Genomic DNA, 12,505 nt, shown 5'->3' with positions numbered 1-12,505 from the left:
CCGAAGGCGCGCTGCTGGTGCTGGCCGGCAAGGCCGCCATCGAGCTCGCGGCGCTGCGCCGCGACGCGCCGCGCGAGGCCGAGCTGCCCTTCGACTCCGACACCAAGCTGATGGCCACGCGCCACCGCCTGGCCGGGGCGCCGCGCCGCGTGTTCGTCAAGGGCGCGCCCGAGGCGGTGCTGCGGCTGGCCGACGGTGGGCGGGAAGGCCTGCACGACCCGACGCTGAACGCCGCGCGCGGCCAGGCCGAGGCCATGGCCACGCGCGCGCTGCGCGTGCTCGCCTTCGGCGTGGTCGACGACGATGCGCTCGATCCGGCCGACGGTTTCGAGGCGCTGGCCGGCCGCGTGCGCCTGCTAGGCCTGATCGGCCAGATCGACCCGCCGCGCGAAGAGGTGAAGCTCGCGGTGGCCGAATGCCGCCGTGCCGGCATCCGGCCGGTGATGGTCACCGGCGACCACAAGCTCACCGGCCTGGCCATCGCGCGCGAGCTGGGCATCGCGCGTGAAGGTGATCGGGCGGTGGATGGCCCCGAGCTAGAACGCATGGGTGAGGGCGAACTGCGCGACGAATTGCCCGGCATCGCCGTGTTCGCCCGCGTGCAGCCGGCGCAGAAGCTGCGCATCGTCGAGGCGCTGCAGTCGCGCGGCGAGGTGGTGGCGATGACCGGCGACGGCGTCAACGATGCGCCGGCGCTGGCCCGTGCCGACGTCGGCGTGGCGATGGGCATCACTGGCACCGAGGTGGCCAAGAGCGCGGCCAAGATCGTCGTCACCGACGACAACTTCGCCACCATCGTCGGCGCGGTGCAGCAGGGCCGGGTGGTCTACGCCAACCTGAAGAAGGTCATCCTCTACCTGTTCGCCACCTCGATGGCCGAGGTGCTGGTGCTGCTGCTGGCGCTGCTCGGCGGCTTCCCGCTGCCGCTGGCGGCGGTGCAGATCCTGTGGATCAACATCGTCACCGAAGGCACGGTGACGGTGAACCTGGTGATGGACCCGCCCGACGGCGACGAGATGCGCCGCCGCCCCGTGCCGCGCCACGACCGTCTGCTCGGCAAGCATCTGCTGCAGCGCGTGGCGCTGATGACGCCGGTGATCGCCGGCGTGACCTTCGGCTGGTTCGCCTGGCGGCTGTCGCAGGGCGTGCCCGAGGCGGTGGTGCGCACCGAGACCTTCACCGTGCTGGCGATGTGCCAGTGGTTCAACGTGATGAACTGCCAGTCGGCCACCGCCTCGGCGCTGGGCCCGCGGCTGCTGCGCAACCACTGGCTGGCCGGAGGCCTCGCGCTCAGCGTGGCGCTGCAGGCCGCGGTGCTGTACGTTCCGGCCATGAACATGCTGTTCCACACCGTGCCGCTGCCGCCGGCCTCGCTGCTGCCGCTGCTGGCGCTGGCCAGCCTGGTGCTGTGGGCCGAGGAGCTGCGCAAGCTGATCGTGCGCCGCTCGCGCCGCGAGGCGACGTGATGGGGATGGCCTGGCTGGTGCTGCAGTTCCTGCTGTGCGCGGCGCTGATCGCGGGCGCGGGCTACGTGCTCAGCCGCAGTGCCGATGCGCTGGCCGACGCTTACGGCTGGGGGCGTGGCTGGGTTGGCCTGGCGATGCTGGCCACCGTGACCTCGCTGCCCGAGCTGGCCTCGGGGGTCAGCGCGGTGGCGCTGGTCGGCGCGCCCAACCTGGCGGTGGGCAATGCGCTGGGCGCGTGCGTCGTCAACCTGGCGTTCCTGGTGGTGGTCGATCTTCTGCAGCGCCAGCAGCCGATGTACGGCCGCGCCAGCGCCACGCACCTGCTGTCGGCGGGCTTCGGCGTGGTGATGCTGGGATTCGTGGCGATGAGTCTGGTCACCGGCCGCGCCGCGCCACAGTTTCTCGGCGTCGGCCTGTACAGCCCGATCCTGCTCGGGCTGTACCTGCTGGCGCTGCGCAGCGTGTTCGCACATGAGCAGTCGAGTCGCCAGGGCGAGCAGGCTCCGGCGCTCGAGCGGGCGCCCGCCGCGGCGGTGCGGCGCGAGTGGCAGCGCTTCGGCACGGCCGCGCTGGTGGTGCTGGCGGCCGGCAGCTGGCTGCCCGAAGTGGCCGACGGGCTGTCGCAAACGATGGGCCTGTCGCGCAGCTTCGTCGGCACCGTGTTTATGGCGCTGGTCACGACGTTGCCCGAGATGGCGGTCACGGTCTCGGCGCTGCGCCTCGGGGCGCTCGACATGGCGCTCGGCAACCTGCTGGGCAGCAACCTGTTCAACGTGCTGATCCTGGCGGTCGATGATGTCGCCTACACGCGCGGCCCGCTGCTCGCGGATGCGGCACCGGCGCACGCCGGCACGGCCGCCACCGCGCTGGTGATGACCGGTCTGGTCATCGTCGGCCTGGTGATGCGGCCGCAGGGGCGCGTGCTGCGCGTGGCGAGCTGGGTCAGCGTGGGCCTCGTGGCGGCCTACGGCATCAACGCTGCGCTGATCTACCTGGCAGGGGCCTGAAGGGAGCGACGACCATGTTCCATCTCTACGGCGTGAGCGGGCGCATGGCCACCGGCAGCATCGAACAACTGCGCCAGGCGGCGCCGGTCAGCGCGGTCGCGCGGGCGCGGCGCGTGGCGCCGGTGGGTGAGCCCGAGGCATCGCCGGCGGCGCCGGCAGGCGAAGGCCGCGCGCGCGACGCGCTGGCCGCCTACGCCGGCGCCGGTGCCGCGCACGAACGCGCGCCCTTGCGCACGGCGGCCGAGGTGATGAGCCGCCCGGCGCACACCCTCCTCGCCACGGCCAGCGTGCGCAGCGCCTGGCGCACGCTGGTGGCGCGCGGCATCGGCCAGGCACCGGTGGTCGCTGGCGACGGCACGCTGGCCGGCCTGGCTGGCCGCGCCGAGTTGCTGCCGCCGGCACTGCTCGATGCCGCGCTGGCCGATGCTGCCGCGTGGGACGCGCTGCTCGAGCAGCCGGTCTCCGCCGTGATGTGGACACCGGTGCCGGCCGTCGCGCCCGACACCGAACTGCGCCGCGTCGCCGAGTTGATGCTGGCCACCGGCCTGCCCGGCGTGCCGGTGGTGTCGGCCGATGGGCGGGTGGAAGGATTCGTGTCGCGCTCCGACCTGCTGCGCGCGATCGCGGCCGATCCGCCGCTGGACCTGTGGGGCTGAGCGATGCCGTGTCTCGTCAGGCATGACGACCCGCGCCTCTGCGCGGCAGCGGCCGTGGTGAGTCGAGCGTGAGCGCGCCGCTGCGCTTGTTCGGCTGCATCGCTGCGGCAGCGGCCGTGCACATCGTCGCGCCGCCGCCGGATGCGCTGCGCACGGGGCTGGCGCTGTTCGTGCTCATCGGCGGGCTGTGGATGACGCAGGCGCTGCACCTGACCGTCACTGCACTGCTGGTGCCGCTGCTGGCGGGTCTGAGTGGCCTCATGGACCTGCGCATGGCGCTCGCCTCGTTCGCGCACCCGGTGATCTTCCTCTTCCTCGGCAGCTTCGCGCTCGCCGCAGCGCTGCAGCAGCAGGCGCTGGACCGCGCCCTGGCTGCGGCGATGCTGCGCGCGGCGGGTGGACGGCGCCCGCGAGCCGTGGCCATGCTCTTCGTCCTGACGGCGGCGTTGTCGATGTGGATCAGCAACACCGCGACGGTGGCGATGATGCTGCCGCTGGCGCTTGCGCTGCTCGCCGCGGGCGACGCCAAGCAGCCTCCGGGCGCCCGCGAGCAGGCCTTCGTGCTGCTCGGCGTGGCCTACAGCGCCAGCATCGGCGGCATCGGCACGCTGGTGGGCAGCCCGCCCAACGCCATCGCCGCGGCGCAGGCCGGCATCGGCTTTGCGCAGTGGCTCGCTTTCGGGCTGCCGCTGGTGCTCGTGCTGCTGCCGCTGATGGCCGCGGTGCTGTATGCGCTGCTGCGGCCGCGGCTGGCCGGCCGCATCACCCTGACTGCCGACGCGCCGCTCGAGTGGACCATGCCGCGGCGCTGGACGCTCGCCGTCTTCGGGTGTACCGCTGCCGGCTGGGTGGCCGGCGCGCCGCTGGCGCGCGCCCTGGGTATCACGGCGGACATCGACAGCCTGGTCGCGCTCGTCGCCGTCGTCGCGCTGGTGGCCGGCGGCGCGATCGGCTGGCCGGAGCTGGAGCGGCGCGTGCACTGGAGCGTGCTGCTGCTGTTCGGCGGCGGCCTGGCGCTGAGCGAGGTGATGTCCACCAGCGGCGCGAGCCGCTTCCTCGCCGATGCCTTCGTCGCGCAACTGCAGGGCGTGCCTGCCTGGCTGCTGATCGTCGCCGTGGTGGCCTTCGTGGTCTTCCTCACCGAGCTGGTGAGCAACACCGCCAGCGCCGCGCTCCTGGTGCCCGTCTTCATGGGCGTGGCCTCCGCGTTCGGGCTGCCGCCGGTGACGCTGGCGGCCGCGATCGCCGTCTCGGCGTCGTGTGCGTTCATGCTGCCGGTGGCCACGCCGCCCAATGCGATCGTGTTCGCCACCGAGCTCGTGCCGCAGTCCACCATGATGCGCTGCGGCGCCGTGCTCAATCTTGTGTGCATCGTGGTGATCGCCGCTCTCGCACTGCTCCTGCTCGCTCGCTGAGGCCGGAATGCCCGCGCATTTCAGGTCGACGCCATCACTGTGTAGGATCGTCCGCACGCAGCGCGCCGGGCGTGTGCGGCCGGACCGAACGAATGCCCTGAATGAAGAGTGACCTCGCACAGGTGATCGCCGCTGGCGCGCCATCGTCGGCGCTCGTCGACGACCCGCATTGGTACAAGGATGCGGTCATCTATGAGCTGCACATCAAGGCGTTCCGTGATTCGAACGGCGATGGCCTCGGTGACTTCGCCGGGCTGATCGAGAAGCTCGACCACGTCCGCGACCTCGGCGTCAACACCCTCTGGCTGCTGCCCTTCTATCCCTCGCCGCTGCGCGACGACGGCTACGACGTGGCCGACTTCATGGGCGTCAACCCGGCCTACGGCACGGTGGCCGACGTCGAGCGGCTGGTGGAGGAGGCGCATCGCCGCGGCCTGCGCGTGATCACCGAACTGGTGGTCAACCACACCTCCGACCAGCACCCCTGGTTCCAGGCCGCACGCCGCGCGCCCAAGGGCTCGCCCGAGCGCGACTTCTACGTCTGGAGCGACGACCCGAAGAAATACGCCGGCACGCGCATCATCTTCACCGACACCGAGAAGTCCAACTGGAGCTGGGACGAGGTGGCGCAGCAGTACTACTGGCACCGCTTCTTCAGCCACCAGCCCGACCTGAACTTCGACAACCCGGCGGTGCGCGAGGCGGTGTTCGGCGTGATGGAGTTCTGGCTCGAGCGCGGCGTCGACGGCTTCCGTCTCGACGCGATCCCCTACCTGATCGAGCGCGAGGGCACCTCCAACGAGAACCTGCGCGAGACGCACGAGGTCATCAAGGAGCTGCGACGCCGGCTCGACGCGAAGTACCCGAACCGGCTGCTGCTGGCCGAGGCCAACATGTGGCCGGAAGACGTGCGCGAGTACTTCGGCGAGGACGACGAGTGCCACATGGCCTACCACTTCCCGCTGATGCCGCGCATGTACATGGCCATCGCGCAGGAAGACCGTCACCCGGTGGTGGAGATCCTGGCGCAGACACCCGACATCTCGCCAGCCTGCCAGTGGGCCATCTTCCTGCGCAACCACGACGAGCTGACGCTGGAGATGGTGACCAGCCGCGAGCGCGACTACATGTACAGCATGTATGCCGCCGACCCGCGCGCGCGCATCAACCTCGGCATCCGCCGCCGCCTGGCGCCGCTGCTCGACAACGACCTCGACCGCATCAAGCTGATGAAGAGCCTGCTGCTGTCGATGCCCGGTTCGCCAGTGCTGTACTACGGCGACGAGATCGGCATGGGCGACAACATCTTCCTCGGCGACCGCGACGGCGTGCGCACGCCGATGCAGTGGACCAGCGATCGCAACGGCGGCTTCAGCCGCGCCGACCCGCAGCGCCTGTACCTGCCGCCGATCCAGGACCCGGTGTACGGCTACGAGTCGGTGAACGTGGAGGCGCAGTCGCGCGAGCCCTCGTCGCTGTTGAACTGGACGCGCCGCATGCTCGCCGTGCGCAGCTCGACGCAGGTGTTCGGCCGCGGCAGCCTGACCATGCTGCACCCGGGCAACCGCAAGGTGCTGGCCTACCTGCGCGAGCTCGGCGAGGAGGCGGTACTGTGCGTGGCCAACCTCGGCCGCACCGCGCAGCCGGTGGAGATCGACCTGGCGCGCTTCAAGGGCCGCGTGCCGGTGGAGATGAGCGGTGGCATCGCCTTCCCGCCGATCGGCGAACCCGGCTACCTGCTGACGCTGCCGGCGCACGGCTTCTTCTGGTTCCGCCTCGCCGCCGACGTCTCGCCGCCCGACTGGTACGTCGACCGCCGTCCGGTCGAGGACCTCGCCGTGGTGGTGCTGTTCGACGGCTGGAACAGCCTGTTCCGCGACCGCGTCGTGCCCTGGCGCATCGCGATGGCGATCAAGACGCTGGCGCAGCTGGAGGAGCGCGTGCTGCCGCCCTTCATCGCGCGGCAGCGCTGGTTTGCCGGTCACGATGCGACACTGGCGCAGGTGCGGCTGGCCGAGCATGCGCGGCTGGAGCACGAAGGGCGCGAGTGGCTGCTCGGCCTGTTCGACTCGCGAGCCGGCGACGCCGCGCGCTGGTTCCTGCCGCTCGCGCTGGCCTGGGAGGATGGCGAGGATGAGCGGCTGCGCCTGCTGCAGCCGGCCGCCGTGGCCAAGGTCCGCGTCGGCCCGCGCGTGGGCGTGATGGCCGATGCGCAGGCCGACCCGGCCTTCTGCGCCGCGCTGCTGGAGGCGTTAGGCGCCGCGCGCGTGATGCCGGCGGCGCACGGCACGCTGCGTTTCTTGCCCGGCGCCGCCTTTTCCGAGCTGGCCGGCCGCTGCGCCGGCTCGACGGCACCCCCGCGCCCGCTGCCGCAGGCGCGCAGCTCGGTTGTGGTGATCGGCGACGGCCTGTTCATGAAGGTCTTGCGCCAGGTGCGCCCGGGGATCAGCGTGGAGGCCGAGGTCGGCCGCTTCCTCACCGATGTGGCGCACTTCGAGCACTGCGCGCCGGTGGCCGGCACGGTCGAGTACCTCGCCGGCGACGGTGCGCCCAGCACGCTGGTGCTGCTGCAGGGCTACGTGCACAACCAGGGTGATGCCTGGACGCTGGTCGTCGACCAGCTGCAGATGGCGCTGGCCCGCCATCCGGCCGGCGCGCCGGACGGCGGCGCCGAACCGGTCGACGAAGGCTTCCTGCAGCGCATGCGCACGCTGGCGCGCCGCCTCGCACAACTGCATGGGGCATTCGACCGCCACAGCGGCGACCCCGCCTTCGACTCTCGCCCGATCGGGGCCGACGACCTCGCTCGCTGGGTCACCCAGGCTCGCGATCGCACGGCGGTGCTGCCCGCGCGCATCGATGCGATCGAGGCGGCCTTCGAGCACGCCGCCCGCTGGGCGCCCGCCGGTCGCGCCAGCCGCGTGCACGGCGCCTTCCGGCTGCAGGAGGTGCTGCTCGTGCACCACGACTTCGTCTTCGTCGACTTCGAAGGCGATCCGGGCACACCCGTCGAGGTGCGCCGCGCCCTGCAATCGCCGCTGCGCGACCTCGCCGGGCTGCTGGTGTCGATCGACCAGGCGGTCGAGGCCGCGCTGCCGCTGGGTGCGCCGCCGCTGCTGCAGGCGCTGGCCCTGGGCTGGGTGGCGCAGGTACGCGAGGCCATGCTGGATGCCTATGCGCAGGAAGCGGTGGCCGCCGGCGTATTCGCCGACGTGGCCGAGGTGGCGGCGGCTGCGCCGCTGCTCACACTGTTCGAGATCGACCGCGCGCTGCAGCTGCTGCGCGAGGACCTGGCCGCCCGACCGGGCGCGGCCGCCAGCCTTCCGGCCGGACTGCTCGCGCGGCTCGGCCCCTGAACCGTCGAGGAGAGATTGCCATGGACAGCTTCAACGTCGCCGTCGAGCCGCTGCGCGCCTTTCTCGTGCAGATCGGCGCCTACCTGCCGCGGCTGGGCGTGGCGCTGGCCATCGCCGTGGCCGGCTGGCTGCTGGCCAAGGCGCTGCGCTTCGCCACCGTGAAGGCGCTGCGCGCGCTGAACTTCCACGTGCTCAGCGAGCGCGCCGGCATGGACGAGTTCCTGCAGCAAGGCGGCAGCCGGCGCGATACCGCCGACGTGTTCGGCCTGATCGTCTTCTGGCTGGTGCTGCTGGGCGCGCTCATCGTGGCCTTCAACGGGCTCGGCCTGTCGCAGGTCACCGACGTGCTCACGCGCGTGCTCCTGTTCCTGCCCAAGCTGCTGGTCGGCCTGCTGGTGGTGGTGTTCGGGCTGTACTTCGCCCGCTTCGTCGGCCAGTCGGTGCAGGCCTGGTGCCAGGGGGCGGAGATCGGCGACGCCGAGCTGATCGGCCGCGTGGTGCGCTATGCGATCGTCACCTTCGTGGTGCTGATCGCGATCGACCACATCGACATCGGCAGCGGCCTGGTGCAGCAGACCTTCCTGATCCTGCTCGGCGGCGTCGTGCTGGGGCTGGCACTGGCTTTCGGCATCGGCGGCAAGGACCGCGCCGCCGCGATGCTGGAGCGCTGGTTCCCGCGCGCCCAGCCGCCCGAGCGGCGCTGAGGCGCGCCGCGGCTCAGGACGCCGCAGCGTTCGTCATCCGCAGCGGCAGCGCCGGCGCCCGGCCCTCGCGGTCCTGGCCGGCATAGACCGTCAGGTGCGGGAAGGGGATCTCGATGCCCGCCGCGTCGAAGGCGTGCTTGAGGCGCCGCAGGTACTCGCGGCGCACCGTCCACTGCTCCAGCGCCACGCACTTGAAGCGGCAGCGGATCACCACGGCCGAGTCGTCCCAGCGTTCCACGCCGGCGATCTCCAGATCGTCGAGGATGCGCGGCGTGAAGGCCGGGTCCTCGCGCAGCGCGCGGCCCGTCTCCCGCATCACCTCCATCACCGCATCGGTGTTCTCGCGGTAGGCCACGCCGATGTCCATCACCGCCTGCGCGAAGCCGCGGCTGAGGTTGACCACGGTGGTGATCTGGCCGTTGGGCACGAAGTGCACGTGGCCGTCGTAGTCGCGCAGCTGCACGTAGCGCAGCGTGACCACCTCGACCAGGCCGGCGTGGTCGCCGAGCTTGACGACGTCACCTTCGCGGATCTGGTTCTCCAGCAGGATGAAGAAGCCGGTGAAGTAGTCCTTCACCAGGCTCTGCGCGCCGAAGCCGACCGCCAGGCCGACCACGCCGGCCGCGCCGAGGATGGGCGCCACCGAGATGCCCAGCTCGCCGAGCACCAGCATGCCGGCGATCAGCGAGACCACCACCGCCACGATGTAGCGGAACACGCGGCCCAGCGTCTCGGCGCGCTTGACGGCCTCGCGGTCGTCGAAGCGGCTGGCGATGCGGATGCGGAAGGCGCGGATCGCGCGCTGCAGCACGCCGATCAGGATCCAGGCCGCGATCACGATGACGAGGATGCGCAGGCCGGTCGTGGCCGCGCCGCCGAGTCCGCTCCACAGGGCCTGGCCCTCGGCCAGCAGGTCTTTCAGCGAACTCATGCGCTGGTCTCCGTCAAGGCAGCCAGGAAGCCGCGTCGCCACCAATGCACGTCGTGCCTGCGGATCTCCTCCAGCAGCCGGGCATGGCGCATCTGCCGCTCCTGCAGCGGCATGTGCAGCGCGCGCTGGATGGCGTCGGCCGTGGCCTGCGTGTCGTATGGGTTGACGAGCAGCGCGTCACGCAGCTGCTCGGCCGCACCGGCGAAGCGCGACAACACCAGCACGCCCGGGTCGGCCGGATCCTGCACCGCCACGAACTCCTTGGCCACCAGGTTCATGCCGTCGCGCAGCGGCGTCACCAGGCCGACGCGCGCGGAGCGGTAGAGGCCGGGCACGCGCTTGCGCGCGACGGTGCGGTGGATGTAGCGCACCGGCATCCAGTCGATGTCGCCGAAGTCGCCGTTGACTGCGCCGCACAGGCCCTCGAGCTCGCGGCGGATGTCGCCGTAGGCGTGCACGTCCTCGCGCGAGGGCGCGGCCACCTGGATCAGCGTGGCGCTGTGGCGGTTCTCCGGGTAGCGCTCGAGCAGGGTGCGGAAGGCGCGCACGCGCTGCGGCAGGCCCTTCGAGTAGTCGAGCCGGTCGACGCCGGCGAGCAGCTGCCGCTTCGCGTACTGCTCGCGCAGCGTGGCGATCATGGCGCGCGCCTCCTCGCCGTCGGCCAGCGCAGTGAATTCGTCGACGTCGATGCCGATCGGAAAGGCGCCCGTGCGCAGCTGCCGGTTGAAGGCGCCGAAGGTGTTCTCGCCCACCGCTTCGGCACCCGCTTCGCTGAGCAGGTAGCGCGACAGGTGCGTGAGGTCGGCCTGGCTCTGCACACCCACCAGGTCGTAGGCGAACAGCGCCCGCATCAGCCAGTCGTGCGCCGGGATGGCGGCGAGGATCAGCGGCGGCGGCACCGGGATGTGCAGGAAGAAGCCGATGCGCTGCTGGCAGCCCATGGCGCGCAGTTCCGCCGCCAGCGGGATCAGGTGGTAGTCGTGCACCCAGATCACGTCGTCCGGCTGCAGCAGCGGCCGCAGGCGGTGCGCGAACATGCGGTTCACGCGCCGGTAGCCCTCGATGTGCCCGGCGTCGAAGTCGGCCAGGTCGAGCCGGTAGTGGAACACCGGCCACAGCACGCCGTTGGCATAGCCGCGGTAGTAGCTGTCGTGGTCTTCCTGGGTGAGATCGACGGTGGCCAGCGTCACGTTGCCCGCTCGATGCGTGTGCAGCTTGCCTTCGCCGTGGCCGCTGTCGACCACCGTGCCGCTGGTGCCGAACCACAGCCCGCCGGTCTCGGCCAGGGCCTCGCCGAGCGCCACGGCCAGGCCGCCGGCAGCCGTCTTGCGCGGATCGGCGACGCGGTTCGAGACGACGACCAGCCGGCTCACGGCGCCACCCGCTCGACGGGCACGCCGGCGAGGTGGTCGGCCGCGCGGGCCAGCCAGTCGCGCATTGCGGCCGGATCCGGCAGGTGGTGGGCGGCCAGCGTCTCGCCCTCGCCGATCTTCACCGCCACGCCGCCGAGCGACTGCACCAGCTCGAAGGCACCTTCGTCGGTGACGTCATCGCCGAAGAACCACGGCCGGCGGTGGCGGAACGGCCGCTCGTCGAGGAAGCTGCGCACCGCTGCGCCCTTGCTGGCGCGGCGCGGCTTGAGCTCCACCACCATCTTGCCGCGCATCAGCGTCATGCCTTCACAGCGGCGCATGGCCTCGGACATCGCGGCCACGCAGGCGTCTTCCAGCTCGGGCGCCTGACGATAGTGCAGGGCCACGGCGCAGGGCTTGCGCTCCACGCGCAACACCGGGTGCTCACGCACCAGTTCTTCGACCATTGCCAGGGCCGGCTCCAGCGGCGGCACCGCGATGCGGCGCACCAGGCCATCGGCACCGCGCCGTTCGGCGCCATGCACGCCGGCCACGCTCAGGCGCTGCGGCAGGGGCAGGTGGTGGTCGATCTCGGCCAGCGGCCGGCCGGAGACGACGGCGACAGCGCCGCCGACGAGGGAACCCAGGCGCGCCAGGAGTTCGGGCACCTGCGGCTCGACGCGCACGGCGTCCGGGCGGGGAGCGAGGTCGACCAGCGTGCCATCGAAATCGAAGAAGAGCGCGCTGGCGCGATCGGGCAGATCCGGAGTCAGCATCCCGCGACCTTATCGCATTGGTACAAATGTATCCACGCGATGGGGAAAAGCCGCACCTGTGAGGTGCGGCATCCGCGGCTGTGGGTGTCTCAGGCGATGCTCTCGCGCAGGCGGAAAACCTGCACCGCGCCGGCGAGCTGCTCGGCCTGCGCCTTCAGCGTCGCGGCGGCGGAAGCACTGTGCTCCACCAGCGAGGCGTTCTGCTGCGTGGTCTGGTCGAGGCCGGCCACCGCCGAGCTGACCTCGCCGATGCCGCTGGCCTGCTGCGAGGTGGCCGAGCTGATCTCGGCGATCAGCGTCGAGACGCTGCGCACCTGCGCGACGATGTCCTCCATCGTCGCGCCGGCCTCGCGCACCAGGCGGGAGCCGGCGTCGACCTTCTCCACGCTGGAGCCGATCAGCGACTTGATCTCGCGCGCCGCCTCGGCGCTGCGCTGCGCCAGGTTGCGCACCTCGCCGGCCACCACGGCGAAGCCGCGGCCCTGCTCGCCGGCACGCGCCGCTTCCACCGCGGCGTTGAGCGCCAGGATGTTGGTCTGGAAGGCGATGCCGTCGATCACGGTGATGATGTCGGCGATGCGACGCGAGCTCTGCGTGATGTCGTCCATCGTGCTGACCACCTCGCCGACCACCTCGCCGCCCTTGGCCGCGGCGCTGCTCGCCGATCCGGCCAGCTGCGTGGCCTGGCGCGCGGCATCGGCGTTGCTCTTCACGCTGGCATTCATCTGCTCCATCGAGGCCGCCGTCTGCTGTAGGCTGGAGGCCTGCTGCTCGGTGCGCGTCGACAGGTCGGCCCAGCCCTCCTGAATCCGAATTTTGAAGCTATTCCAATTGGATTCGAC

Annotated in this window: 10 protein-coding genes; 6 read left to right on the top strand and 4 right to left on the bottom strand. The window is 71.6% G+C overall.

Annotated features, from left to right (window positions below):
• The 6 genes from AB7U92_RS10440 to AB7U92_RS10415 form a co-directional block, all read left to right on the top strand.
• The coding region (locus AB7U92_RS10440; protein ID WP_428576129.1) for a cation-translocating P-type ATPase at positions 1-1,466 on the top strand (1,466 nt) is incomplete at its 5' end.
• The gene (locus AB7U92_RS10435) at positions 1,466-2,473 is read left to right on the top strand and encodes a sodium:calcium antiporter (RefSeq protein WP_428576128.1); all 1,008 of its coding nucleotides are present in this window, start codon (positions 1,466-1,468) and stop codon (positions 2,471-2,473) included. The genes AB7U92_RS10440 and AB7U92_RS10435, both read left to right, overlap by 1 nt.
• A 14-nt stretch (positions 2,474-2,487) precedes the next feature.
• Positions 2,488-3,129, top strand: coding sequence for a CBS domain-containing protein (locus tag AB7U92_RS10430; RefSeq protein WP_428576127.1), 642 nt, complete (start codon positions 2,488-2,490; stop codon positions 3,127-3,129).
• A 68-nt stretch (positions 3,130-3,197) separates the two neighbouring features.
• Positions 3,198-4,544: a DASS family sodium-coupled anion symporter gene (locus tag AB7U92_RS10425; RefSeq protein ID WP_428576126.1), complete on the top strand. Its 1,347-nt coding sequence runs from the start codon at positions 3,198-3,200 to the stop codon at positions 4,542-4,544.
• 101 nt (positions 4,545-4,645) lie between these two features.
• Entirely contained in the window at positions 4,646-7,900 is a 3,255-nt protein-coding gene (gene treS, locus AB7U92_RS10420) for a maltose alpha-D-glucosyltransferase (RefSeq protein ID WP_428576125.1), read from the top strand.
• 20 nt (positions 7,901-7,920) lie between these two features.
• Positions 7,921-8,604: a mechanosensitive ion channel family protein gene (locus tag AB7U92_RS10415; RefSeq protein ID WP_428576124.1), complete on the top strand. Its 684-nt coding sequence runs from the start codon at positions 7,921-7,923 to the stop codon at positions 8,602-8,604.
• A gap of 13 nt (positions 8,605-8,617) precedes the next feature.
• Here the strand turns inward: AB7U92_RS10415 and AB7U92_RS10410 are convergent, their stop codons facing one another.
• The 4 genes from AB7U92_RS10410 to AB7U92_RS10395 form a co-directional block, all read right to left on the bottom strand.
• Positions 8,618-9,535, bottom strand: coding sequence for a mechanosensitive ion channel family protein (locus AB7U92_RS10410; protein WP_428576123.1), 918 nt, complete (start codon positions 9,533-9,535; stop codon positions 8,618-8,620).
• Complete coding sequence (otsA, locus tag AB7U92_RS10405; protein ID WP_428576122.1) at positions 9,532-10,908, bottom strand: alpha,alpha-trehalose-phosphate synthase (UDP-forming); 1,377 nt, start codon at positions 10,906-10,908, stop codon at positions 9,532-9,534. The genes AB7U92_RS10410 and otsA overlap by 4 nt, the downstream gene beginning before the upstream one ends.
• Positions 10,905-11,663, bottom strand: a complete 759-nt coding sequence (gene otsB, locus AB7U92_RS10400) for a trehalose-phosphatase (RefSeq protein ID WP_428576121.1) — start codon at positions 11,661-11,663, stop codon at positions 10,905-10,907. The genes otsA and otsB overlap by 4 nt, the downstream gene beginning before the upstream one ends.
• An 89-nt stretch (positions 11,664-11,752) precedes the next feature.
• On the bottom strand, positions 11,753-12,505 hold a 753-nt coding region (locus tag AB7U92_RS10395), incomplete at its 5' end, for a methyl-accepting chemotaxis protein (protein ID WP_428576120.1).

Origin of the sequence: Piscinibacter sp. (genome assembly GCF_050175855.1) — a bacterium.
Taxonomy (GTDB): Bacteria; Pseudomonadota; Gammaproteobacteria; order Burkholderiales; family Burkholderiaceae_C; genus Piscinibacter.
The sequence above is the reverse complement of the archived record's forward strand: the minus strand, read 5'-3'. Positions and strand labels throughout refer to the sequence as shown.